Genomic DNA, 23,581 nt, shown 5'->3' on the forward strand with positions numbered 1-23,581 from the left:
CGGACGGACGGAGTGGCGGGCATGGTGGACATCGACCCGATCGCGGCGGCGACCGGTGCCGCGTTGATCCAGGCGATCGCGACGGACGCCTGGGAGAAGGCCCGCGACGGGGCGGTCGCGCTGTGGCGGCGGGTACGCCCGCAGCAGGCCGACGCCGTCGCCGCCGAGCTGGCCGAGGTACGCGACGAGGTCCTGACCGCTCGCCGCGACGGTGACACCGACGCGGAGCAGGGCTTGGTCGACGACTGGCAGCGCAAACTGCAGCGGCTGATCCGCCAGGATCCGGCGTTCGCCGCCGAGCTGCGTAGCCTTCTCGACGACACCCTCACTCCCCTGCTGCCGCCGGCCGACCATCAGCAGGCCGGCAGCATCACCATGAAGGCCACCGCGCGCGGCAAGGGTCGTGTCTATCAGGCCGGCCGCGACCAGCACATCAACGAGAAGTGAGCCATCCGGACACCCATCTGCGCGGCGAGGCCAGCGGCCACGGGCAGGTGTTCCAGGCCGCCGGTGACCAGCACATCACCATCTATGAGCAGCGGCCGGCGTACCGGGTGGAGCGGTGGCAGCCGCCACGTCCGCCGGACCCGCGTACGTTGGTCGACCAGCCGAGCATGCTGCTCGCCGCCAACAACCAGGTGGTGCCGTTCACCGCCCTGCGGGACGTCGACCGCGCCGAGTTGGCCGCCTGGCGCGACGACCCGGCGCGTGGCGTGGCGGTGCGGCTGCTGCACGGGCCGGGTGGGCAGGGCAAGACCCGGCTCGCCGCCCAGTTCGGCGCGGACAGCATTGCCGCCGGCTGGGCGGTCACGGTCGCCCGCCATCGCAGCCAACTCGCCGCCGACGACCCGCCCGAGGCAACCGAGGTCACCGGGCGCGGCCTGCTGGTGATCGTCGACTACGCCGAACGCTGGCCCGCCGAAGACCTGCGGGACCTGCTCAAGGACCGGCTGCTGCGCCAGGGCGTGCCGACCCGGGTGCTGCTGCTTGCCCGCCCCGAGTCGACCCTGTGGCCGTACCAGCATGACCTGACGACCCTTGGGTACGCGGCCGACGTCTCCGCGCTGACCCCGGCCGCCGACAGCCCCGCGAACCGGCAGCGGATCTTCGCCGAGGCAGCTGACCGGTTCGCCTACGCGTACGGAATCGACGGCACCTCGATCCCGCCGCCGAATGATCTGGCCAGCGGGGAGGCGTACCGGCAGATCCTGGTGGTCCACATGGCGGCGCTGGTCGCGGTCGACGCCGCCGCGCGCCAGCTGACAGCGCCGACCGGCGATCGGGACCTGTCGGCCTACCTGCTACGCCGCGAGGTCGACCACTGGCACAAGCTGTACGAGCAGCGGGCCAGCTTCGTCACGACCCCGCAGGTGCTGAGCCGTACGGTCTGCACGGCGACGTTGACCCGGCCGCTCGACTACGACGGCGGTATCAACGCCTTGACGACGGCCGGAGTGTGCACGCCGGACGCCGCCGACCAGGTCCTGACCGACCATGCCGTCTGCTACCCGCCGGCCGAGCCGGACAAGGTGCTGGAGCCGCTGTATCCGGACCGGCTCGGCGAGGACTTCATCGCGCTACGGCTTCCCGGCCACGGGGTGGCCGGCTCCCCGACCGATCCATGGTCCAGTGGGGCGATCACCCGGCTGGTCACCGGCACCGACCCGGATGGCGCTGGTGAGCCACCCTGGTCGGCAGCGGCGTTGACGGTGCTGGTCGAGGCAGCGATCCGCTGGCCGCACGTCGCGTCCCGGGTTCTCTCCCCGCTGCTGCGTCAGCGCCCCGAGTTGGCGGTCGCCGCCGGCGGCACCGTCCTGGCCCGGGTCGCCGAAGTCGAGACGCTCGACCTCGCCGCGCTGGAAGCGATCGAGCCGCATCTGCCGCAACAACTGCATGTCGGCCTAGCCGTCGCTAAAGCAGCCATCACGATGCGACTTACGTCGCATCGGCTCGCTACCGCAGACGAGCTGACGCGGGCGCGGTTGCTCGTCACGCTCGGTAACCGGTTTTCGGAGGCAGGCCGGCGCGACGAGGCCCTGACCGCCACCGACGAAGCCGTCACGATCCGACGCCGGCTCGCCCAAGTGAACCCCGCCTCCTACGAACCCGACCTCGCCGCGTCGCTGAACAACCTCTCCGTGATGCTGTCGAGCCTGGGGCGGCGTGACGAAGCCCTGACCGCCACCGTCGAAGCCGCCGACATCTACCGCCGGCTCGCCACGGTCAACCCCGCCGCCTACGAACCCGACCTCGCCATGTCGCTGAACAACCTCGGCATGATGCTGTCGAGCCTGGGGCGGCGCGACGAAGCCCTGACCGCCACCACCGAAGCCGTCACGATCCGACGCCGGCTCGCCCAAGTGAACCCCGCCGCCTACGAACCCGACCTCGCCGCGTCGCTGAACAACCTCTCCGTCGATCTGTCGAACCTGGGGCGGCGCGACGAAGCCCTGACCGCCACCACCGAAGCAGCAGACATCTACCGCCGGCTCGCGCAGGTCAACCCCGCCGCCTACGAACCCGACCTCGCCATGTCGCTGAACAACCTCTCCGTGATGCTGTCGAACCTGGGGCGGCGCGACGAAGCCCTGACCGCCACCACCGAAGCCGTCACGATCCGCCGCCGGCTCGCCACGGTCAACCCCGCCGCCTACGAACCCGACCTCGCCATGTCGCTGAACAACCTCGGCATCCGACTGTCGAACCTCGGCCGGCGCGACGAAGCCCTGACCGCCACCACCGAAGCCGTCACGATCCGCCGCCGGCTCGCCACGGTCAACCCCGCCGCCTACGAACCCGACCTCGCCATGTCGCTGAACAACCTCTCCGTGATGCTGTCGAGCCTGGGGCGGCGTGACGAAGCCCTGACCGCCACCGTCGAAGCCGCCGACATCTACCGCCGGCTCGCCACGGTCAACCCCGCCGCCTACGAACCCGACCTCGCCGCGTCGCTGAACAACCTCGGCATCCGACTGTCGAACCTGGGCCGGCGCGACGAAGCCCTGACCGCCACCACCGAAGCCGTCACGATCCGCCGCCGGCTCGCCACGGTCAACCCCGCCGCCTACGAACCCGACCTCGCCGCGTCGCTGAACAACCTCGGCATCCGACTGTCGAACCTGGGCCGGCGCGACGAAGCCCTGACCGCCACCCTCGAAGCCGCCGACATCTACCGCCGGCTCGCCACGGTCAACCCCGCCGCCTACGAACCCGACCTCGCCATGTCGCTGAACAACCTCGGCATCCGACTGTCGAACCTCGGCCGGCGCGACGAAGCCCTGACCGCCACCACCGAAGCAGCAGACATCTACCGCCGGCTCGCGCAGGTCAACCCCGCCGCCTACGAACCCGACCTCGCCATGTCGCTGAACAACCTCTCCGTGATGCTGTCGAACCTCGGCCGGCGCGACGAAGCCCTGACCGCCACCCTCGAAGCAGCAGACATCTACCGCCGGCTCGCGCAGGTCAACCCCGCCGCCTACGAACCCGACCTCGCCATGTCGCTGAACAACCTCGGCATCCGACTGTCGAACCTGGGCCGGCGCGACGAAGCCCTGACCGCCACCCTCGAAGCCGCCGACATCTACCGCCGGCTCGCCACGGTCAACCCCGCCGCCTACGAACCCGACCTCGCCAAATCGCTCTGGACCGAAGCCTGGGTGCGGGCAGCCCACCAATACGAGCTGCCCGAGGCGCTGACCGCCGCGACCGAGTCAGTCGAGCGTTACGAGAAGCTGTTCCAGCAAATCCCGATGGCGTACGTACGTGATCTTGCCGGGGCGCTGGGAACCCTGGCGGACGTACTCGACGGGCTCGGTCACGGGGCCGAGGCAACAGCGGTCAGAGCTCGCCGGGACGCGCTGACAGACGGGCAATAGCTTCGGACTCGGCGATCTGGTCGGGCCAGCGGAGGAACCGGCGGTACAGGTCGGGCGGGCTGAGCTGCTCGGCGTCGCATTCCAGCAGGTCGTCGATCGCCTCGTACATCAGGGTGGCGAGGTAGACGCACATCCCGATCGGGTCGTTCGCCCAGTCGGCGGTGATCTCGATCTTCGCGGTGTCACATGGCCATTCCGTACCGCACTCGCCGCAATTCCAGTGGGGGCGGGACGCGATGTGCATCAGTGTGCCCCGTTCACTCGGGCGCGCTGTCCACGCGTCAACAGGCCGGCGACCCACACGTACTCGGTGGGGTGGTTCCATCGGGGGCCGCGATCCCACTGCGGCGACTGGTTCGATGGCCGATCGGTCGGTTTCGGTCGCGGCGCCGGCGCGTTGTGCAGGTACGGCGCGATGGTCGACGACAGGTACCTATCGGGGCATGGCCAGCGTATTCCGCAGCGGCAGTACCGGCCGAGCCGACGCCAGTTGCGGGCGTGTCGCGGCTCGAACCGCATCTGATCGTCGCGTGTGGACCTAAACCGCATTTGTCAACCCTTCTCGCAACACATTTTCCATGATCACTGAACTCTTCCTTCACATCATGCTTATTCGCCATCTGGCTCAGCGCAATCTCGCACCGGTAGGTTCGAGCCCAACATCCACCCACCATTACGCGACACGAGAGGACGGGGTTTCGTGGACGACGCCGGCAGTACTGTTCCGCGCAGGCAACTGGGTCGATATCTGAGAGAGCTTCGTGAAGACGCTCATGTCACGGTCGCCGCAGCGGCCAAGGCACTCGAATGGTCACCGCCGCGCATCTGGCGGTACGAGGGCGGCCAGGTGCCGATCCACCCCAACGACGCTGAGGCGATGTGCCGGCTCTACGGCGCACCCGCAGAAACGATCAAGACGATGCGCGAACTGGCCCGCGAGACCAAGTCACGCGGCTGGTACCACAGCTACGACCACGCGATCAAAGAATGGTTCAAGCTGTACGTCGGCCTCGAAGCCGCCGCTTCGACCATCCGTCAGTACGAACCGAACGTCATCCCCGGCCTGCTCCAATCCCTGGAGTACATGACCGAGATCATCACCACCGGAAACCCCGACCTCAAGCCGTCCGACCAACAGGCGAAGATCGAAGTACGTTCCAAGCGACAGAAGCTGCTTGCCCGCGTCGTCCCACAGGCACCCGACCTCGACGTGGTGATCGGCGAGGCGGCACTACGCCGCCCACTCAAAGACCGAGCCGCGATGGCGCGCCAACTGCGGCACCTCGCCGCCGTCGCCACCCAACGACACAACGTCACCGTCCGGGTCCTCACCTTCGCCGCCGGCCTCCCCAGCCGACCAGCAGTCGGGCCGTTTTCAATCCTGACCTTCCCCAAGGTCAGCGTCCGGCCACCCGAGCCGACCACCGTCTACTCCGACGGCCCGTGCGGTGCCGTTTACCTCGACAAACCCACCGAGATCGACACCTACGAGGGCATCTGGTCGTCGCTCAAGCAACACTGCCTGACCCCGCTAGAATCGACCGAATTCATCACCCGGATCGCCAAGGAGTACGACCATGAAGGCTGACGGCGTCTGGCGTAAGTCCACCCGGTCCGATGCTGACGGCAACTGTGTCGAGGTGGCCGGCCACCCGTACCGCGTCGCCGTGCGCGACAGCAAGGACCAGACCGGCCCGGTCCTCACCTTCGACACCGCCGCCTGGCAGCACTTCGTCGACACGGTGAAGACCCACCCCTGATCTGCCCCGATTCACTACCCCGTTCCACGCGCCACGGGAATCCTCGCCATACCGGGGATTCCCGTGGCGTCTTCGTGTCCCGGACGTTACGTCAGCAGGCCACCGTACTCGTCGCCAGATACGGCAACCACAGAGGATAGACGACAGAGAGTAGTGGCTCTTGACCGCTGCGTGATCGACGGGTGATGATCTATCGCGTTTGATCGTCATCCGTCGATAGGAATGGCCCAATGAGGACTGCTCTCCACCGGTTCGGGCGAATGCTCGCCGCTTGCGCCGTCATCGCCGCCACCGCCCTCGCGGGCGTCGTCGCAACAGGTAGTGCCGCCCAGGCAGATGGCTGCTACACCTGGGGACGCGCCCTGTCCCAGGGGGCGTCCGGCGAGGACGTCCGGCAGCTGCAGATCCGCGTCTCGGGCTACCCGGGCTACGGCGCGGTGCTCGCCCTCGACGGGTCGTACGGTCCAGCCACCCGGTCCGCGGTGATCCGCTTCCAGCAGGCCTATGGCCTGGCCGCCGACGGCGTCGCCGGCCCGCAGACCTTCGGCAAGATCTACGACCTCCAGGACAACGACTGCACTCCCGTCAACTTCAGCTACGCCGAGCTGAACAAGTGCAACAGCAACTGGTCCGGTGGCGCGGTGTCCGCCAGCACCGCCAAGTTCAACGCCCTCGTGTCGATGTGGAAGCTCCAGGCCATGCGGCGTGCGCTCGGCAACGTACCGATCCAGATCAGCAGCGGCTTCCGCAGTTATTCCTGCAACAGTGCGGTCGGCGGCGCCTCGAACAGCCGGCACCTGTACGGCGACGGCGTCGACCTGGTCGGATCGCCGTCGTTCTGTCGGCTCGCCCAGGAGGCCCGTTACCACGGCTTCAGTAACATCCTCGGCCCCGGCTACCCGGACCACAACGACCACACCCACGTGGGTGCCACCGCGAGCCGGTCCTGGTCCGCGCCGAACTGCGGCGTCTGAGGGTCGTCATCTCCTTTCCGACCGCGTACCACCGCAGCCTTGACCGCCGGTGACACGATCACCGGCGGTCAGGGCCGGCCGCCCGTCCGCCACGGGCAGAACACCACGGGCAGAGCACCGCTAACGCGGCCTTCGCCGACGCCCACAACCGCCCACCTGCCGCCGTGACCAGGAGACGGCCCCGGCGGGATTCGACGCAGCCGGAGACCCGATCGGGTGTCGCCGTTCTCTCCCTATCTCCGCTCAGGCCGATCGGCGGCGCACCCGATAGCGCAGGTGCAGGACCCGGTTGCCCACGACCGCCACGTCAGGGTCCGCCAGGAGGTGCTGCGCGTCGACCGACCCGAAGTAGCGCTTGCCGGACCCGAACACGACGGGTACGACGTCCATGCGCACCTCGTCGACCAGACCCGCGGCGAGCACCTGGCCACCGACGTCGCCGGCGGCGACCTCCACCAGGCGGTCGCCCGCGAGCTCCTGCGCCGTGGCCACCGCCGCCTCGACGCCGTCGACGAAGTGAAACGGCGCCTCTGGGTCCCAGCCCTCGGGCTCCGGTCGGTGCGTCACGACGACCACGTGCTCGACCCCGGCTGGCGGCGTGCCGTCCCAGCCGTCCGTCATGTCGAAGACGTGGCGGCCGACGATCGTCACCCCGATCTGGTCCCAGTACGGCCGAATGTAGTCGTAGGAGGTTTGCGACACCGTCAGCTCGCAGCTGTCGTCCAACGGGACGTCACCGCTGGACAGCCAGTCGAACAGCGGTCCGGGCTGGTCCTTCACGTCGGCGATGAAGCCGTCCACCGACACCGAGCCGTACATGACCACTGTGCCCACGGGGCTCTCCTCTGCTTCCGGATGCCCCAAGTTAGCGCGCCGTGAGCTGGTGTTCTTGTAGAAGTGCGCCTGGTCGAAGTAGGCCGCGCCGCTGGCGAGCTCGGCCCAGTCGACCGGTCCGGCCGGGTCGATCGCGAACACGGTGGCGGCGAAGCGGGAGGTGCGGGCCAGCCGCTTCGGCGTGACGCCGACGATCTCCTTGAACCGCCGCGCCAGCTGAGTGCCGCTGACACCGGCCGCCGTGCCCAGGTCGCCGATCGAGACCGCCCCACGGGTCGCCGTGATGACGCTGCTCGTGTGGCGGACCAGCCCCAGATCTGTTCTATCGTCACCGGCCGGTCACACAGCTCGGCGGCCGGCATCGGCAGGAACGGCGCCAGCCCCCACGGCTTGACGTGCACGCCGACGGACCGGGTCGGGACCGGGTAGCCGAAGTCGTACGCGCGGGTGGGCGTGGTGACCACGCAGCCGTCGGCGTACTCGGCCGTCTCGATGTCGGTGCCGGCGCGGATGCGCAACGGCGCCCCGAGGTTGACGATGGGCAACGCCGCGGGCGTGGGCGGCAGCGTCAACCGGGCGTACGGTGGCGCACCCGCCAGGTAGTAGAGGTCGTCGATCAGCCCGTCCAGCGGCGGTCGCGGCACTCTGGACGTGTACTTCATGCCCACAGCATCGCCGACGCCCCCTGATCACCACTCATCGTGTCCGAGTGATCGCCATGCGTAAATGACATCCTTCCCGAAGGAATCGACATCCACTAATATCCGATCGACTGGGTGTCGGGAGCGGCACTCATCCGGTCCGCCCACCGGATCGGGGCGACCAACCAAAGATGGGTGAGCACATGAGCGAATCGTACGGACATCGACCGGTGACCCGACGCGACGTGGTGCGAGGCGCGGCGGTTGGCGGGATCGCCGCCGCAGCGGCCGTGGGCGGCACCTTCATCCCGGAATCCCCGGCGGCGGCCACGCCGGCCGTGGAACCGATGCCCGCGCCCCCCGCGAAACCGGTGCCGGCGGCGTCGCCGGCACCAGAACTGCTCGGTCTCGGCAACTGGTTGGGCACGGTCATGAAGGTCGCGAACGTCGCCGCGAAGGTGCTGCCCGCGGTCCTCGACGGGCAGACGAGCAACGCGATTCCGCCGCCCTTCCAGGTCGGGGACCTCCAGTTCGAGTGGATCGGACTCGACGGCGGCACCATCGACCTGTACGCCAAGAACCCGACCGACTCGGACATCGGGTTGTCGTACTCGGTAACCCGCTCCGGACCGGACACCAACCTGGGCGTCTACCAGCCGATCCGAGCGCGTCACCAGTACAAGTGCCAGGCCGACATGAGCACCTTCGTCGACGGGCAGGTCTACGTGGCACCGACGCCGATGACCACCCTCGCCAACAGCGCGATCGGACGTGCCGTGTCGTTCGCCACCCGTGCGCTGTCCCTCGGGGCCGTCGCCACCGTGATGGGTGGCATCAGGGTGTCGGTCAACAAGGACCCGAACGGTGCCACCTACAGTGCCACCGTCGAAACGACCGGCTCGCCCAATCCGGTGAGCCTGGAGCTCTCGGCGAGCGACAAGGACGGAAACACGGTCCGCGCCAGATGGACGTCGGGCAACTCGACCCCCACTCCCAGCGCGAACATCACGGTCCCGCTCCCGACCGGGGTCAACCTCGACCCCGTGGTCGCGTCGCTGCAACTGCTGCTCGAATTCGAGGAGCTGGACTTCCAGCAGCTCAACGCCGAGCGGCTCGGTCGGCTGATCGCCATCTGACGTGACACGCCGTAGGCACCGCTGCGGCCGGGGTTGAGTCTCCACCGGCTGGAAGGTGCACGCTGGGGCCATGAACGACCGCACCGAGCTGATCACCATCGGTCAGCTCGCCCGCCGTACCGGCCTGTCGGTACGCACCATCCGGTTCTGGTCCGACCAGGACGTGATCACGCCGGCCGGCCGCACCTCCGCCGGCTACCGCCTCTACGACGTCGAGGCGGTCGCCCGGCTGGACCTGGTGCACACCCTGCGACAGCTGGGGCTGGACCTGGACACCGTACGGCGGGTGCTGCACCGGCAGACCAGCGTCGCCGACGTCGCCAAGGTGCACGCGGCGGCGCTGGACGCGGAGATCCACGCGCTGCAGCTGCGGCGCGCGGTGCTGCGGTCGATCGCCGAACGGGACAGCACGACAGAGGAGTTGAGACTCATGCACAAACTCGCCAACCTCACCGCCCAGCAGCGGCAGCGGCTGATCGACGACTTCGTCACCCAGACGTTCGACGGAGTCGATCCGCAGGCGCCGGGCGCACGGATCGCCACGATGATGCGGCAGCTGCCGGCCGAGTTGCCGGCCGAGCCCACCCGCGAGCAGATCGACGCCTGGGTGGAGCTGGCCGAGCTGCTCACCGACGAGCAGTTCCAGCAGCGGGTACGGCAGATGGCGGTGACCGGCGCGCGGCAGCCCACGGAGCAGCCGCCGTTCGACCCGGCCCGGGTCGCCGAGCAGGCCGGCGCGGCGCTGCGGGCCGGAATCGCACCGGAGTCCGCCGACGGGCGGCAGATCCTGGAACGCGTCATCGACGCCGACCTGCCCGGCCCGCAGCGGTTGCGGATCGCCGCGCAGACCGAGACGTTCACCGACCGCCGGGTGGAACGCTACTGGCAGCTGCTCGGCATCCTCAACGGCCGACCCGCCGCCGCCCCGCAGGTCCCGGCGATGGAATGGTTCATCGCCGCGCTGCGCGCCCACGCAGACTGAGCCGATGAGGCGGGAAGCCGAATCCGGGTAGCCTCGCCGGATGCCCGCCGACGTGCCGTCACCGCAGCACCGCCCGCCGCCGGTCCGCTACCGGTCGGACGAGGAGGACAGCGGCCGGTGGATCGGCTTCCCGCACCGGGCCGGTGACATCGTCATCAGCACCCGGTCCAAGAGCGGCACCACCTGGACGCAGATGATCTGCGCGCTACTGATCTTCCAGGAGCCCCGGCTGCCGGCACCGCTGGCGGACCTGTCCCCCTGGCTGGACTGGCTGGTCGTCCCGATCGACCAGATGTACGGTCGGCTCGCCGCCCAGCGGCACCGCCGGTTCGTCAAGACCCACACCCCGCTCGACGGGCTGCCACTGCACCGCGACGTCACCTACCTGGTGGTCGCCCGGCACCCGCTCGACATGGCGGTGTCGCTCTACCACCAGGGCGACAACCTCGACCGGCGCCGGATCCGCGAGCTCACCGACCGGGCGCGGGCCGGGGCCGCCGACCGGCCACAGCCGCAACCCGAACCCCGGCCACGGCCGCGACCGGACCTCGGGCACTGGCTGCGGCAGTGGATCGCCGGGGCCGCCGACCCGGCCGACGCCCTCGACTCGCTGCCCGGCGTCGTGCACCACCTCGCCGACGCCTGGACCCGCCAGGCGGCACAGCGGCCCACCGTCGTACTGCTGCACTATCAGGACCTGCTCGACGACCTGGCCGGGCAGATGCGCCGGCTGGCCGAGCGGCTGCGCATCGCCGTACCCGATGACCGCTGGCCCGACCTGGTCGAGGCCGCGACGTTCGCGACCATGCGCGAGCGGGCCGCGCGGCTCGCCCCGGACCCGGCCGGCATCATGATCGACCGCCGGGCGTTCTTTCGCTCCGGCCGCTCCGGTGGTGGACGGTCGCTGCTCACCGACGACGAGTACGCCCGCTACCTGCACCGGGTCGCGCAGCTGGCCGCTCGCCGGCTACCCGACCCGGCCGACGTCGACGACCTGCTCACCTGGCTGCACCGGCTCCGATGACGGGTCCACGTAGCTCGGTGGAAACCGGCCGCAGGTGGCCCGCCTCCAGGAAGGACGGAGGCAGAAACGTGGTGTTGACATCGATCCGACATCCCGGCAGGCTTTGCGAAACTGCCTGGGGGCAGGTGGTGAAACCGGTGGTCCCGAGGATGTTCCCGAGTAGCGTCGATCGATGTGTCCCTCAGTGATGGTGGGAAAGTGCGGCTCCTGAGTCGGCCTGGTCGTCTACTTTCGATGGATCGGAGATCTGATGCGCGTCGCCTTTCTCACCACGACTCAGCACGGTCACCTGAACCCCTACGTTCCGGTGGTCAACGCGCTGCAGTCCGCCGGCTGTGAGGTCACGCTGCTGCTGCTGTCCGCCGACGGCGGCTCGCTCGACGAGCAGCGCCACCAGGCGCTGGGCAAGGCGCAGGTCCACGAGATCGGGAAGGTCGAGATGGCGCCGTGGAGCGACGACCCGGCGAAGATCGGCCCGATGCTGCAGTCGTCGCCGGTGGCCGAGCAGACCGTCGACGCGCTGCGTGCGACGGCACCGGACTTCGTACTCGTCGACTCGCTGCCGGTCACGGCCTCGGCCATGGTCGGCGCCCGGGCGTCCGGCGTGCCGTACGGGATGACCTGGGCCAACCTGGGCGGGGTGTGCCCGGCCGAGCACCGGCGGGGTCGCTGGCTGTACGACGAGCAGGTCGGCGACTATCTGACCAGGCACGGGGTGCCGTGGTCGACCCGGACCCATTCGGCGCGTTCACCGATCCTCAACGTGATGCCGACGATTCCCGCGCTGGTCGGGGACGACGCGGTCACCGACGACGGGGTGCAGCTGATCGGGCTGCCGGGTGCGGCGGGCACCCGGGGCGACGAGGTCGCCTTCTCCGGTCTGGACCGGATCGACCCGGACCGCCCGCTGGTGTACGTCTCCTTCGGGACGATCTTCTACCGGCGGCCGGACCTGCTGCGCACGGTGATCACCGGGGCGGCGGCGACCGGCGCGCAGGTGATCGCGTCGGTGGGAGACCTCGCCGGGGAGCTGGCGCTGCCCGACGACGTGCTCACCGCCCCGTACCTGCCGCAACGTGAGGTGCTCGAACGCGCCGACGTGTTCGTCACCCACGGCGGGTACAACTCCGTCGCGGAGTCGATCCGGGCGGCGACCCCGATGCTGGTGGTCCCGCTGGCGGTGGATCAGCCCATCCAGGCGTACTTCGTGGGCAGCGCGGGCTTCGGCACGTCGCTGGATCCGGCCGGCGTCACCGGGCAGGCGGTCGCCGACGCGGTCACCGACCTGCTCGATCCCGCCCGCGACTACCGGGCCCGGCTGCGCGCCGCGCAGCCCCAGTGCGGCGACGCCGCCGCGCGCACGGCCGAGCTGGTCGTCGGCGCCGTCGAGACGCTACAGCGCGAGGGGGAGCAGTGACGATCGAACTGCAGCGGTCGGTGGGCGACCCGATCGTGATCGACGATCTCGAACGTCTCTCGTTCCGGGTGGACCGCCGCGCCTACACCGACGGCGACCTGGCCGCGCAGGAGATGACCAGGATCTTCGACCGCTGCTGGCTGTACGTCGGGCACGAGTCGGAGGTGCCCGCGCCGGATTCCTACGTGGCGCGCGACGTCGGCGGGCGCCCGGTGGTCATGGCGCGCGGGTCCGACGGGGTGATCCGGGTGTTCGCGAACAGCTGCACCCACCGCGGGGCGCTGGTCTGCTCGCAGCCGGCCGGGCAGGCCCGGTCGTTCCGGTGCCCGTACCACGACTGGACGTTCTCCAACCAGGGCGACCTGGTCGGGGTCCCGATCCCGGACGGGTACGGGCCGGGTTTCCGCAAGGCGGACTTCGGTCTGGCGCGCCACCGCAGCGACAGCTACCGCGGCTTCGTGTTCGTCACCTTCGACCCGCAGCAGCCGCGCACCCTCACCGAGTACCTGGCGGGTGCGACGGAGTACCTCGATCTGATCGACGACCAGTCCGAGGTCGGGATGGAGGTGATCCAGGGAGCGCAACTGCACGGCGCCCGGGCCAACTGGAAGCTGATGATGGAGAACAGCGTCGACATCTACCACTTCCGGGCCCTGCACAAGCGGTACGTCAGCTACATGGAGTCGCTGGGGTCGGTGCCGCCACGACGACGGGGCGGCTTCGGCCGTGCCCTCGGGCTGGGGCACGGCGCCAACGAGCTGCCGCCGGCGGCAGCCCGCCCGCTCGCCTACTGGACGCCGATGTTCGCCGCCGAGGTCCGGCCCCGGATCGAGGCGACGGCCGCGCGGTTCGTCGACCGGTTCGGTGCCGAACGCGCCGAGCGGATCACCGGCACCAACCGGGCGGTGCTGGTCTTCCCCAACCTGATGATCATCGACGCGATCGCGATCACGATCCGCAAGATCGACCCGGTCGGCGCCGACCAGATGGCCATCACCTCGGTCGCGCTGGCCCCCAAGGACGAGGATCCGGACATCCGGGAGCTGCGCAAGAGCCACTACCTGACGTTCCTCGGGCCCGCCGGCTTCGCCACCCCCGACGACATCGAGATCATCGAGTCGTGCCAGCGGGGCTATCTCAACCGTACGGTCCGCTACTCGGACCTGTCACGCGGCATGAACAAGGCGGTCCCGGAGACGACCGACGAGCTTCCCGCCCGCGAGTTCTGGCGGCAGTGGGACCGGCTGATGCAAGGGGCGTGACCACGATGACCATCGAGCTGACGGTCGACGAAGCGGCCCAGGTGCGGCTGTGGCACCGGGTGAACCAGTTCCTGTTCCGGGAGGCGCGGCTGCTCGACGAGTGGCGCCTGCGCGAGTGGTACGACGAGATGCTGACCGACGACATCCGCTACTCGGTGCCGGCCACCGACGTGCGCGGCGAGACGGCCGACGCGCTCGGGCTCATCGACGACGACGCCGCCCGGCTGCGCCAGCGCATCGAACAGATTCTCAACGGCGAGGTGTGGTGCGAGAACCCTCGGTCGCGGACGAACCGGATGGTCGGCAACGTGGAGATCCTGACCGACCGGGGAACGCACCTCGACGTGGCGGCGAACGTCGTCGTGCACCGGTTCGGGCACGGGCGCTCCGACGCCTACGTCGGCAAGTACCGGTTCGAACTCGTCGTCGAGGGCGCGTCGTTGCGGATCCGCAGGCGGGTGGTGGTGCTCGACCACGAGACGTTGTACGAGCACGGCAAGCTCAGCATCATCCTGTGACCGGACAGTGACGGCGACCGCCCCGGGCAGCGCCCCACCCGTCGCCGCCACCGGGCGGCCGGGTCTGCCCCGCGAGGTCTACGTCCTCAGTGTCGTCGGTGGCTGCGTCATGCTGGGCCTGGGACTGGTGCTCCCGGTGCTGCCGGTGTACGCGGCGACGTTCGGGGCCGGGCCCGCCCAGATCGGCGCGCTCGTCGCCCTGTTCGCGTTGCTGCGGCTGGTCACCAGTCCGTTCTGCGGCCGGCTCGCGGTCCGGTTCGGGGAACGGCGGGTCCTGGTCGCCGGGCTGCTGCTGTGCGCGGTCTCCTCGGCGCTGACGGCGTTCGCCGGATCGTACGGGCAGCTGCTCGTGTTCCGTGGCCTCGGCGGTGTCGGCTCGGTGCTGTTCTCGGTGTCCGCGCTGGCGACGCTGCTGGCGGTCGCGCCGGCCAACCAGCGGGGCCGGGCCAGCGCCGTGTTCGAGGCGGGCTTCCTGCTCGGCGGGATCTGCGGGCCGGCGCTGGGCGGGCTGCTGGCACTCATCGCGCTGTCCGCGCCGTTCCTGGCGTACGCCGTGCTGCTGCTGGCCGCCACGGCGGCGAGCCTGGCGGTGCTGCGGCCCGCTCGGGCCGCCGGCGCGGCGTCCGACCGTGACGTGGTCCGGCTGCCGGTGCTGCTGCGGGACCGCCGCTACCTGGTGGCCTGCTTCGCGGCGCTGGCACAGGGCTGGGTCCTGTTCGGGCTGCGCGGCGCACTGGTCCCCACGGTGGTCGTGGCGTGGGGACACGACGTGGCCTGGGTCGGCTGGGCGTTCACCATCTCCGCCGTCGTCCAGGCGCTGCTGATCCTGCCGGCCGGCCGGGTCGTCGACCGGGCCGGCCGACGATCCGCCATGATCACCGGCACCGGGCTGGCCGCGACGGCGATCACCGCCCTGGTGTTCGTGGACGGCTACGCCTGGCTCGTCGTCGGGCTCTGCGTCTACGCGGCGGGATCGGCGCTGCTCAACGCCGCGCCGGCCGCGCTGATCGGCGACGTCGTCGCCGGGCGGGCCGGCAGCGGTGTCGCCGTCTTCTCGATGTGCACCGATGTCGGCGCCGTCGTCGGACCGGTCGTCGTCGGGCTCGTCGCCGAGCGGGCCGATGTTCCGGCCGCCTTCGCCAGCGGCGCCGCGCTGCTGATCGCCGCCTTCGTGGCGGCGTGGACGTTGCCAACCGTTCGACCGACACCAAGGAGTTGATCGATGGACCAGCCGGCTGCCCGACGTGACCGGGGCGAGGCCATGTTCCAGCAGGTCTTCGGGCGCGAACCACGCCCCGGTTCCTACCCGGAGTTTCTGCAGATCACCGTGGACCACCTGTTCGGTGAGATCTGGACCCGTGGGCACCTGAGCGTCGAGGAGCGTGAGCTGGTCGCGCTGAGCGCGGTCACGTTGGCGCGCACCGACTGGGAACTGCGCGGCCACATCGGTGCCGCCCTGCACCTCGGGATGTCCCGGGAGAAGATCATCGAAGTCATCATCCAGCTCGCCTACTACGGCGGCTGGCCGGTCGCCAACAACGGGCTGCGTGTCGCCCAGGAGGTCTTCGCCGAGCTGGACGCCGCCGCCGGGAGGGACGACGCGGACGATGACCGGTGATCCGTCCGCACTCGACCCTGACGAGACGTCCGCACTTGACCCGGCGGAAAAGGTCGACCTGTGGCGTCAGCGGTTCTTCGAGGCCCAGGCCGCCGCGGAGGAGTTCATCCTGGGCGAGCACGGCGAGCAGGGGCTGGCCGCGTGGATCCAGGCGAACGCCCGCATCACCGCCGAGCTGCTGCGGGCGCAACGGCCCGCCGGGGTGTCCGCCACCGACCACTTCATGACCCGACTGCAGCGTCAACTGCTGCTGTACGACTCGGCGGTGACCATGCGGCCCCAGCCGTCGGGCACCGTTCTGCGCAACGCCGACTGCGGGATCCTCCGGTACCGCAAACGGGCCGAGCGCGACGGCGTCGTGCTGACCTTCTCGTCACCGTGCCCGTACTGCCAGCATCTGAACACCGCCATCGCCGCCCGCTACGTCGAACCGGAGGTCACGGTGTCGTGTGACCAGGCGGGTGACGGGTGCACCTGGCGTGCGGAGTCGGCTCACCCGCCCGCAGACGAGGACGCGGCCGGGTCACCGCACCGTGGCCGGACCGGCGACTGAACCACCGGCAGCGCCGTCCGCCCGTCGGCCGGCGACCGGCTGTTCGCGAGCGTCATGCCGAGTTGCCGGCCCACGGCCGCGCACAGGTCCGGCGCCGCGGTGCGGGTCAGGTCCTGATGCTCGTTCTGGGTGAAGCACGCCGACGCCACGTTCCTGTTGCGCAGCCGCAGGTACCACGGGAACAGCGAGCCCAGCGCGGGCTCGGTCAGCATCGTGCGCGCATGCACGATCGTCCCCACCAGCAGGTTGCCGAACGGGCGCTGCCCGGCGTTCATGAAGCTCTTCAACCGTTCCTGGAAGATCTTCAGCACGGCGGGGACGTTCCCCGCGTACACCGGCATGGCGAGCAGCATCGCGTGCGCGCCCTCGGCCAGGTCGACGACCTGTGCGAAGTCGTCGTCGAGTGTGCACCGGCCCACCTCGGGATCCAGACAGGTGTCCTCGCCCTCGCACATCGCGATGCGGTGGTCGATCAACCGGATCCGCTGGATCCGGGCGTCACCGACCTCCCGGACGACGCCGCTGATCGCCGCCTCCAACAGCGCGTCGGTCAGCGACGGGAGCCGCTTCTGCGTGCAGGACAACGCGACGATCTTCATCCGCAGGGCCTCCCCGGTCCGCTCAGCGCCTCCCAGGACCGGCCACCGGACGAAGCGTTCGCGGCCGCGCGCTGAGACAGTCCCAACCTAGTCGAGGTCCACACACCCGGTCGGCTACGGCCGGGCATCCAGGAACATCCGCAGCCGGGTCAGGGTCGGCTTGTCGTCGCCGGGCACGTGCCCGTTCACCGCGCGGCAGACCCAGCCCAGGCGCAACGCCACCCGGGTGGCGGCCACCAGGTCACCGGCGAACCGGTCGGCGTACGGTGCCAGGTAGGCGTCCCGGAACGGTGCCGTGTCGACCGAGTCCTGCACGTCGTCGAGCCCCCACGCCAGCCCGCCTTCGAGGGTGACCGACAGGGTGAGGAACGGGTGCGACACGCAGGCGTCGCCCCAGTCCATGATCAGGTGGCGGCCGTCGCGGACGAAGACCTGCGCGTCGTGCAGGTCGTCGTGCTGCAGCAGCTCCGGTAGCCCGTACCGGGCGAGCTCCGCGCACAGATCGGCCACCAACGGTGCCGCGTCGCGGAAGCGCCGCTGCGCGCCGACCTCGTCGACCATCCGTTCGTACGCCTGCGGCAGGGTGGCCAGCCGTCGGTCGGGCACGCCCAGGGCGAGCAGGTCGTCGACGTCGTCGGCCAGGTCGAGCTGGACCCCGGCGTAGAGCGCCAGGACGTCGAGCCAGCGGTCCAGGCTCTGCTCGCGCTGGCTCACCACCCGCAGCGTCTGCCCGGCGTCGGCCATCAGCATCCACCCGGCGGTGGTGTCGGCGGCCAGCAGCGGCGGCACCGCGTCCGGCCGGCGGGTGGCGATCCGCGCCACGACGCCGGCCTCGTGACGCAGCGACTCGGCGTTGGCCTTGAACCAGACGTCGCCGGCGTCGGTCGGTACGCGCAGCACCGTCGACCAGGGGTAGACGTGTGGCTGGACGACCGGACCGGTCCGTGTCGTCCCGAGCTCGCCGAGCCGGTCGTCGATCCAGTCCCGCACCCCGGCCAACCACCGCGGATCACGCCAGCGCCTGTCGTCCACAGCCCGCGATGCTAGCGAGCCGTCACGCCTGGCCGCACCGCATTTGCCGCAGGCACTGGCAGCGGAGGATCCCGCCGGCTCAGTCGTGTTCCGGGGCGCCGGTCAGCTGGTGATCGGCGGCGTACAGGACCTCGGTGACGAGGCGGCGCACGTGACCGCCGCGCGCCCGGTAGAGCACCCGCCGGCCGTCGCGGCGGGTGGCGACCAGGCCGGCGAGCAGGAGTTTCGCCAGGTGCTGCGACACGGCGGGACGGGCGGCGCCGACCGCCGCCGCCAGGGTGCCGACGTCGTGTTCGCCTTCGCGCAGCTGCCACAGCAGGCGCAGCCGGGTCGGGTCGGCGAGCATCTTCAACGCGGTCACCGCCGTGTCGACCTGCGCGCCGGTGGGTGGCTGCTGCCCAGCCGTGGCACCTGCAGCGTTGTCGCGTGCGTACATGAGCACGTATTCTGCCATCGCCATGGACCACGACCACCACCATCACGACCACCACCCGCACGGTCACCGGCATCCGGTGCGGCGGGCCTGGTGGCGGCGGGCGCTGCACCGGCTCACCCCGCACTCCCACGACACCGCCGGAAAGGTCGACGCCTGCCTCGAAGCGTCCCGCGACGGGCTGCGCGCCCTGTGGATCTCCCTGGCGATCCTCGCCGCGACCGCCGCCGCCCAGGCCGTCATCGTCGTCGTCTCCGGCTCCGTGGCGCTGCTCGGCGACACGCTGCACAACGTCGCCGACGCACTCACGGCCGTACCCCTGGCCATCGCGTTCCTGGTCGGCCGGCGCGCCGCCACCCGCGCCTACACCTACGGCTTCGGCCGCGCCGAGGACCTCGCCGGCATCGTCATCGTGGCGGTCATCGCCGGCTCGGCGCTCGCCGCGGGTTGGACGGCCGTCGACCGGTTGATCCACCCGGCGTCGGTGACCCACGTGCCGTGGGTGGCCGCCGCCGGGATCGTCGGGTTCGCCGGCAACGAGATCGTCGCCCGGTACCGGATCCGGGTCGGTCGGCGCATCGGCTCGGCCGCGCTGGTCGCCGACGGGCTGCACGCCCGTACCGACGGGTTCACCTCCCTGGCGGTGGTCGCCGCCGCCGGTGGCGCGGCGGTCGGCTGGCGGTGGGCCGACCCGCTGGTCGGCCTCGCCATCACCGTCGCGATTCTGTACGTGCTACGCGACGCCGCCCGCGAGGTGTACCGGCGGCTGATGGACGCCGTCGACCCGACCCTGGTCGACACCGCCGAGACGACCCTGCGTGCGGTGCCCGGGGTCCGCGACGTCACGGCGGTACGGCTGCGCTGGATCGGCCACCGGCTGCACGCCGAAGTCGACCTGGTCGTCGACGCCGAGCTGAGCCTGGTCGCCGCGCACACCGTCGCCGCCGACGCCGAGCACCAGCTCACCCACGCCGTACCCCGGCTGATGTCGGCGACCGTGCACACCGATCCGGTCGGGCAGGCCGGCGCGCACCACCACACGAGGTGAACGGACTCCGCATCGACGAGCACGGCGGGCCCTCCCGCCGATCGACCTGCACCCCGAGCACGCGGGCCTACGTTCTGTCGATCATGTGACGCAGCGCGCGGAGGTCGAACCGCGTCGCGTCCGATGGGTGCACCATGATCCGCAATTCCCGACAGATCGGTGTCTCACGGGACCGGGCCACGAACGAGAGCAGGATCAGCTGGGCGAGCGCCTGCGGGCCCAGCTGATCGATGCGCGCCAGGCCGGAGCCGACGACCGGCATCGCGACCGGTCGCCGCTGGCCGTGTTCGTATACCGCGTCCCAGAGCCGGGACAGGCACTGCCACAGGTCGCCGACCGACGACCGCGGCACCAGATCGTTGCCCATCCGGCTGTACGCGACCAGATAGAGCCGCTGGCCGGGGCTGCCGAGCACCGCGACCGTGCCCAGCGGATACCGGATGAGCTTGCCGAACCGCTTGGCGGAACGCTGCTCCACGGCGGTGTTCGGGATCGGGGCCAGCGCCCGGTCCAGATCCGCGTCGAGCCGGGCCTGGTCACCGCCGTACCGGCGGATCAGCAACTGGCCCTGCACGGAGCCGCCGGCGATGATCCGGTCGCCGGCGACCGACGTGTCGAAGGTGTCCGAGAACCCGACCACCAACTCGGCGTCCGTCTGCTCGAAGAGATCACCTACCACGATCCGGACGGTGAAGTCGGGGTAACTGGACCGCCAGGCCACCGCGCGTGGTGGCCACGCATGCCAGAGTCCGGCCGCCAGACAGAGCGGCAACGCGGCCAGCGGCACGAACCAGCCGGTCCGCAGACCACCGCCGACGAGCCAGGCGAGCACCGCGACCGTACCCGCGGCGGCTACCGCGGCGGTCCAGAACCGTGCCGCGCTGCGGCGCCACCGCTGCGGTAACGACGGCGGGTCGCGTGGTACCACCGGCGACGGCTCGGCGGACGGGACCGTCGGGACCGGCTCCTCCGCCACCGGCACCGTCGCCGGATGCGGGTAACCGGGCACGTGGATCCAGGCCGGCGTGTTCGTCTCCTTCTCGGTGACCAGCACCTGGCCGCAGGCGTCCGGGTCGAGGCCGTACCCCGGCCGCACCACCTGGTCGAACACGTCGCAGGAGAGGATGACCGCCAGATCGGCCCGGTGCGCGGCCTCCAGATGCCGGCGCAGCACCGACGAGTCGAGCAGCCGCGCGGAGTGCACCAGCGCGGCACCCGCCCACCCGCCGCCGTCGCGGTGCAGCAGGCCCATGTGCACCGCGACCCGCAGCCGCAGGCGGGCCGACACCGCCGCCGCCTTGCGGTGCCCACGTAGGACAGCGGCAAGATTGCCGATGAACGGATCCAGCAGCACGCTCGGCGGCACCTGCGCCGGCACCACCAACCGCAGCCCGTCCCCGAGGTCGGCGACGTCGACGGCACGCAGGTCGAGCGACTGCCGGCGGAGCGCCTCGGCGACCACCTCCCGCAGGTCGGCGCGCATCCGCAGGATCAGCTGGTCGTCGCGACCACCGGACTGCTCGACGTCGAACGCCACGATCGTGACGTGCAGCGGCCCGGTTCCCCACACGCCCACGCCCCGCCTCTCCACGACCTGTGTCCATCGAGAACTCTCATCCATCGAAGCACCCAAGTCGACGGATGCCAACGCGCGGGCCGTGATGCGGGTCGCCGGCCGGTCAGCCCAGCAGGTCGAACCGGCGGGCCCAGCCGGCCAGGTCGGCGACGGTGGCGTTGCCGCCGCAGATCACCAGGCCGAGCCGGACGTCCGGGCCGACCCGCTCGATCACCCGGCGGGCGGCCGGCAGCAGACACCCGGCTGCCGGCTCCGCCCACACCTTCGCGTGCTCGGCCAGGTCGATGCTGCCGCGCACCGCCTCGGCGTCCGACACCACCAGCACGTCGGTGACCAGCGCCCGCACGTGGTCGTAGGTCAGCTGCGACACCGTCGGCGCGCTCAACGTCGTCACGATCGACGACAGTTCCACCGGCACCGGGCCGCCGTGCCGGCGGGCCTGCGCCATCGCCTGCGCGCAGTCGGTCTCCACCCCCCAGATCCGCAACTCGGGCCGGCGGGCGCGCATCGCCGCCGCCACCCCGGAGATCAGCGCGCCACCGCCGATGCTGACCAGCACGTCGGTCGGTGCCATCCGGGCGTCGACCGACGTGTCGCCGGTGAAGACGTCGTCGGCGAACTCCAGCCCGACCGTGCCCTGCCCGGCCAGCACGACCGGATCGTCGAACGGATGCAGCAGCGTCAACCCGTCCGCCTGCAGCCGGTCCATCAGGTCGAACGCCTCCGCCATGGTGTCGACCACCCGTACCGTCGCCCCGGCCGCGGTGGCGATCTCCACCGCGCGCGCGGGCGCGGAGCGCGGCATCACCACCGTCGCCTTGACATCCACGGCACGCGACATCACCGCCACCGCGATGCCGTGGTTGCCGCCGCTGACCGCCACCACACCGGCCGCGCGCTGCGCCCCGTCGAGAGTCAACAGCTTCGCCGCCGCACCGCGCGCCTTGAACGACCCGGTACGCTGCAGCAGCTCCAGCTTCGCGGTCACCGGCACGCCGAGCAGCTCGGACAGGCCGGGGCTGGGCACCGTCGGGGTACGGACCACGTGCCCGGCGATCCGCCGGGCCGCCGACTCGATCTCCGTCAGCTCGATCATGGTGCGCCGCCCTTCGCCCCGTACGTGCCGGCCGGACCCTGCCACCGGACCCTGCCGAACGTACCCGCCCGCGCCACCGATCAGTAGACCCGCACCTGGTACGTCGCCAGCGCCTCGGTCACCGGCTGGTGGAAGGCCATGCACACGTCACGCACACTGCCCGAGTGCAGCCCCAGGGCCGTGTTCTGGGCGAACACCGCGCCGCCGCTGTCGCCCTGGGCGGTGCACAGATTGGTCTGGAACAGCCCGCTCACCGGCCCGGCCGTGTAGTTGACCGTCACGTTGACCGCGGTCACCGATCCGACGGTCAGCCCGGTGGTGTTGCCGCTCTTGCCCAACGCCTGTCCGACGTACGGGTCGGCGGCGGTGGTGATGTCACGCAGCCCACCGTTGTACATGTTGACCGCGCCCGGCCGGTCCGCGTTCGGGTTGTCCCACCGCACCAGACCGAAATCGTTGCCGGGCCAGCTGCTGGCCACCGTGGTGGCCGCGCCCGCGACCCCGTCGACGGTCCAGCTGAGCCGGCCGTCGGTGCAGTGCCCGGCGGTGAGGAACATCGGCCGGTCCGTGGCGTCGAGCACGTTGAACCCGAGCGAGCAGCGGCCGTTGGAGTAGATGGCGTCCCCGCCGGCGGCGCTCGTCTCCAGGGCCCCGGCGAGCCGCTGGACCCGGACCGCGTCGCCGAACCGGGCGACGACCGCTTCGACCAGTGCCAGCCGGGCACCGGTGACGGTCGGGTCGACGGCCACCACCACCTGGTTGGTCACCGGATCGGCGTACCAGCTGGTGCCGGCGACGGCGGCGGACCGGGACAACGCGGCGGTGACCCGCGCCAGATCGTCGGCACCCCGGCGTACGGTGCGGGCGGCTCCGCCGGCGGCCCGCACCGTCGCCGCGGCCCCGGCGTCGGTGACGGTGACCACCAGCGCGCCGCTACGGTGGTCCTGGTACATCCCGGCGGACCGGTCGCCGAGGCGGTCTACCAGGGCGATCGCCGCCGCACCGGTCAGCTCGGGAGCGGGACCGGGTGCCGCGAACGCCGGAGTGCCGATCAGTCCACCGGCGACCGTGGCGACGGCGGCGGCCACGGCGCCGAGCCGACGCGACGGCCGGGATATCAGTCTCACGCTGTCCTCCTGGGATCGTGTGCTGGCCGGGTCCGACCAGGACGACGATCATCATCACCACGGGTCAGCGCCG

General features: G+C 70.9%; 24 protein-coding genes. 16 read left to right on the forward strand and 8 right to left on the reverse strand.

The window, feature by feature from the left end:
• The first annotated feature begins 21 nt into the window (after positions 1–21).
• Both ACN27F_RS01215 and ACN27F_RS01220 read left to right on the forward strand, forming a co-directional pair.
• Complete coding sequence (locus tag ACN27F_RS01215) at positions 22–447, forward strand: hypothetical protein (protein WP_421430690.1); 426 nt, start codon at positions 22–24, stop codon at positions 445–447.
• Positions 444–3,878, forward strand: coding sequence for a tetratricopeptide repeat protein (locus ACN27F_RS01220; RefSeq protein ID WP_421430691.1), 3,435 nt, complete (start codon positions 444–446; stop codon positions 3,876–3,878). Before ACN27F_RS01215 ends, ACN27F_RS01220 begins: the two co-directional genes overlap by 4 nt.
• On the opposite strand, the gene ACN27F_RS01225 is transcribed toward ACN27F_RS01220, so the two are convergent.
• Entirely contained in the window at positions 3,841–4,122 is a 282-nt protein-coding gene (locus tag ACN27F_RS01225) for a hypothetical protein (RefSeq protein ID WP_421430692.1), read from the reverse strand. The two genes, ACN27F_RS01220 and ACN27F_RS01225, sit on opposite strands and share 38 nt — an antisense overlap.
• Before the next feature lie 456 nt (positions 4,123–4,578).
• On the opposite strand from ACN27F_RS01225, the gene ACN27F_RS01230 reads away from it, so the two are divergent.
• The 3 genes from ACN27F_RS01230 (at position 4,579) to ACN27F_RS01240 (ending at position 6,612) form a co-directional block, all read left to right on the forward strand.
• Positions 4,579–5,466 carry a helix-turn-helix domain-containing protein gene (locus ACN27F_RS01230; protein ID WP_421430693.1) on the forward strand — a complete coding sequence of 296 codons (888 nt, stop codon included), beginning with the start codon at positions 4,579–4,581 and terminating at the stop codon, positions 5,464–5,466.
• Complete coding sequence (locus ACN27F_RS01235) at positions 5,456–5,638, forward strand: DUF397 domain-containing protein (RefSeq protein WP_421430694.1); 183 nt, start codon at positions 5,456–5,458, stop codon at positions 5,636–5,638. The genes ACN27F_RS01230 and ACN27F_RS01235 overlap by 11 nt, the downstream gene beginning before the upstream one ends.
• A gap of 230 nt (positions 5,639–5,868) precedes the next feature.
• The gene (locus tag ACN27F_RS01240; protein ID WP_421430695.1) at positions 5,869–6,612 is read left to right on the forward strand and encodes a D-Ala-D-Ala carboxypeptidase family metallohydrolase; all 744 of its coding nucleotides are present in this window, start codon (positions 5,869–5,871) and stop codon (positions 6,610–6,612) included.
• Positions 6,613–6,855: 243 nt separating this feature from the next.
• On the opposite strand, the gene ACN27F_RS01245 is transcribed toward ACN27F_RS01240, so the two are convergent.
• Complete coding sequence (locus ACN27F_RS01245) at positions 6,856–7,446, reverse strand: dihydrofolate reductase family protein (RefSeq protein WP_421439888.1); 591 nt, start codon at positions 7,444–7,446, stop codon at positions 6,856–6,858.
• A gap of 456 nt (positions 7,447–7,902) precedes the next feature.
• On the opposite strand from ACN27F_RS01245, the gene ACN27F_RS01250 reads away from it, so the two are divergent.
• The 10 genes from ACN27F_RS01250 (at position 7,903) to ACN27F_RS01295 (ending at position 16,597) form a co-directional block, all read left to right on the forward strand.
• A complete protein-coding gene (locus ACN27F_RS01250; protein ID WP_421430696.1) occupies positions 7,903–8,049 on the forward strand; it encodes a hypothetical protein in 147 nt (48 codons plus the stop codon).
• A gap of 241 nt (positions 8,050–8,290) precedes the next feature.
• Complete coding sequence (locus ACN27F_RS01255) at positions 8,291–9,223, forward strand: hypothetical protein (RefSeq protein ID WP_421430697.1); 933 nt, start codon at positions 8,291–8,293, stop codon at positions 9,221–9,223.
• Positions 9,224–9,293: 70 nt separating this feature from the next.
• On the forward strand, positions 9,294–10,205 hold the full coding sequence (locus tag ACN27F_RS01260) for a MerR family transcriptional regulator (protein ID WP_421430698.1): 912 nt from the start codon (positions 9,294–9,296) through the stop codon (positions 10,203–10,205).
• Positions 10,206–10,245: 40 nt separating this feature from the next.
• Positions 10,246–11,229, forward strand: coding sequence for a sulfotransferase domain-containing protein (locus ACN27F_RS01265; protein ID WP_421430699.1), 984 nt, complete (start codon positions 10,246–10,248; stop codon positions 11,227–11,229).
• A gap of 250 nt (positions 11,230–11,479) precedes the next feature.
• On the forward strand, positions 11,480–12,646 hold the full coding sequence (locus ACN27F_RS01270; protein ID WP_421430700.1) for a glycosyltransferase: 1,167 nt from the start codon (positions 11,480–11,482) through the stop codon (positions 12,644–12,646).
• On the forward strand, positions 12,643–13,908 hold the full coding sequence (locus ACN27F_RS01275) for an aromatic ring-hydroxylating oxygenase subunit alpha (protein WP_421430701.1): 1,266 nt from the start codon (positions 12,643–12,645) through the stop codon (positions 13,906–13,908). Before ACN27F_RS01270 ends, ACN27F_RS01275 begins: the two co-directional genes overlap by 4 nt.
• Before the next feature lie 5 nt (positions 13,909–13,913).
• Positions 13,914–14,426 carry an aromatic-ring-hydroxylating dioxygenase subunit beta gene (locus ACN27F_RS01280; protein ID WP_421430702.1) on the forward strand — a complete coding sequence of 171 codons (513 nt, stop codon included), beginning with the start codon at positions 13,914–13,916 and terminating at the stop codon, positions 14,424–14,426.
• A 7-nt stretch (positions 14,427–14,433) separates the two neighbouring features.
• Complete coding sequence (locus ACN27F_RS01285) at positions 14,434–15,645, forward strand: MFS transporter (RefSeq protein ID WP_421430703.1); 1,212 nt, start codon at positions 14,434–14,436, stop codon at positions 15,643–15,645.
• 3 nt (positions 15,646–15,648) lie between these two features.
• Positions 15,649–16,044 (forward strand): carboxymuconolactone decarboxylase family protein, encoded by a 396-nt coding sequence (locus ACN27F_RS01290; protein WP_421430704.1) that lies wholly within the window; start codon positions 15,649–15,651, stop codon positions 16,042–16,044.
• Entirely contained in the window at positions 16,034–16,597 is a 564-nt protein-coding gene (locus ACN27F_RS01295) for a hypothetical protein (RefSeq protein ID WP_421430705.1), read from the forward strand. The genes ACN27F_RS01290 and ACN27F_RS01295 overlap by 11 nt, the downstream gene beginning before the upstream one ends.
• Here the strand turns inward: ACN27F_RS01295 and ACN27F_RS01300 are convergent.
• The 3 genes from ACN27F_RS01300 to ACN27F_RS01310 all read right to left on the reverse strand — a co-directional run bounded on the left by ACN27F_RS01300 (position 16,537) and on the right by ACN27F_RS01310 (position 18,664).
• A complete protein-coding gene (locus tag ACN27F_RS01300; protein ID WP_421430706.1) occupies positions 16,537–17,196 on the reverse strand; it encodes a flavodoxin family protein in 660 nt (219 codons plus the stop codon). The two genes, ACN27F_RS01295 and ACN27F_RS01300, sit on opposite strands and share 61 nt — an antisense overlap.
• A 114-nt stretch (positions 17,197–17,310) precedes the next feature.
• Positions 17,311–18,228, reverse strand: coding sequence for a hypothetical protein (locus ACN27F_RS01305; protein ID WP_421430707.1), 918 nt, complete (start codon positions 18,226–18,228; stop codon positions 17,311–17,313).
• 79 nt (positions 18,229–18,307) lie between these two features.
• Entirely contained in the window at positions 18,308–18,664 is a 357-nt protein-coding gene (locus ACN27F_RS01310; protein ID WP_421430708.1) for an ArsR/SmtB family transcription factor, read from the reverse strand.
• Here ACN27F_RS01310 and ACN27F_RS01315 point away from each other — a divergent pair.
• Positions 18,663–19,709, forward strand: coding sequence for a cation diffusion facilitator family transporter (locus tag ACN27F_RS01315; protein WP_421430709.1), 1,047 nt, complete (start codon positions 18,663–18,665; stop codon positions 19,707–19,709). The two genes, ACN27F_RS01310 and ACN27F_RS01315, sit on opposite strands and share 2 nt — an antisense overlap.
• Positions 19,710–19,776: 67 nt before the next feature.
• Here ACN27F_RS01315 and ACN27F_RS01320 read toward each other — a convergent pair whose 3' ends face one another.
• The 3 genes from ACN27F_RS01320 to ACN27F_RS01330 form a co-directional block, all read right to left on the reverse strand.
• Complete coding sequence (locus ACN27F_RS01320) at positions 19,777–21,300, reverse strand: macro domain-containing protein (protein WP_421430710.1); 1,524 nt, start codon at positions 21,298–21,300, stop codon at positions 19,777–19,779.
• An 88-nt stretch (positions 21,301–21,388) separates the two neighbouring features.
• Positions 21,389–22,381, reverse strand: coding sequence for a threonine/serine dehydratase (locus ACN27F_RS01325; RefSeq protein WP_421430711.1), 993 nt, complete (start codon positions 22,379–22,381; stop codon positions 21,389–21,391).
• Positions 22,382–22,461: 80 nt separating this feature from the next.
• Positions 22,462–23,508 (reverse strand): S1 family peptidase, encoded by a 1,047-nt coding sequence (locus ACN27F_RS01330; RefSeq protein ID WP_421430712.1) that lies wholly within the window; start codon positions 23,506–23,508, stop codon positions 22,462–22,464.
• Between the last annotated feature and the right edge of the window lie 73 nt (positions 23,509–23,581).

The sequence above is a fragment of the Solwaraspora sp. WMMB335 genome, assembly GCF_049179075.1.
In the GTDB taxonomy this organism is placed as follows: domain Bacteria; phylum Actinomycetota; class Actinomycetes; order Mycobacteriales; family Micromonosporaceae; genus Micromonospora_E.

Coding starts and splice junctions, on each gene's coding strand:
- ACN27F_RS01215 (WP_421430690.1), top strand. CDS start 22: ATGGTGGACATCGACCCGATCGCGGCGGCGACCGGTGCCGCGTTGATC.
- ACN27F_RS01225 (WP_421430692.1), bottom strand. CDS start 4,122: ATGCACATCGCGTCCCGCCCCCACTGGAATTGCGGCGAGTGCGGTACG.
- ACN27F_RS01235 (WP_421430694.1), top strand. CDS start 5,456: ATGAAGGCTGACGGCGTCTGGCGTAAGTCCACCCGGTCCGATGCTGAC.
- ACN27F_RS01240 (WP_421430695.1), top strand. CDS start 5,869: ATGAGGACTGCTCTCCACCGGTTCGGGCGAATGCTCGCCGCTTGCGCC.
- ACN27F_RS01255 (WP_421430697.1), top strand. CDS start 8,291: ATGAGCGAATCGTACGGACATCGACCGGTGACCCGACGCGACGTGGTG.
- ACN27F_RS01260 (WP_421430698.1), top strand. CDS start 9,294: ATGAACGACCGCACCGAGCTGATCACCATCGGTCAGCTCGCCCGCCGT.
- ACN27F_RS01265 (WP_421430699.1), top strand. CDS start 10,246: ATGCCCGCCGACGTGCCGTCACCGCAGCACCGCCCGCCGCCGGTCCGC.
- ACN27F_RS01270 (WP_421430700.1), top strand. CDS start 11,480: ATGCGCGTCGCCTTTCTCACCACGACTCAGCACGGTCACCTGAACCCC.
- ACN27F_RS01280 (WP_421430702.1), top strand. CDS start 13,914: ATGACCATCGAGCTGACGGTCGACGAAGCGGCCCAGGTGCGGCTGTGG.
- ACN27F_RS01290 (WP_421430704.1), top strand. CDS start 15,649: ATGGACCAGCCGGCTGCCCGACGTGACCGGGGCGAGGCCATGTTCCAG.
- ACN27F_RS01295 (WP_421430705.1), top strand. CDS start 16,034: ATGACCGGTGATCCGTCCGCACTCGACCCTGACGAGACGTCCGCACTT.
- ACN27F_RS01300 (WP_421430706.1), bottom strand. CDS start 17,196: ATGAAGATCGTCGCGTTGTCCTGCACGCAGAAGCGGCTCCCGTCGCTG.
- ACN27F_RS01315 (WP_421430709.1), top strand. CDS start 18,663: ATGAGCACGTATTCTGCCATCGCCATGGACCACGACCACCACCATCAC.
- ACN27F_RS01310 (WP_421430708.1), bottom strand. CDS start 18,664: ATGTACGCACGCGACAACGCTGCAGGTGCCACGGCTGGGCAGCAGCCA.
- ACN27F_RS01325 (WP_421430711.1), bottom strand. CDS start 22,381: ATGATCGAGCTGACGGAGATCGAGTCGGCGGCCCGGCGGATCGCCGGG.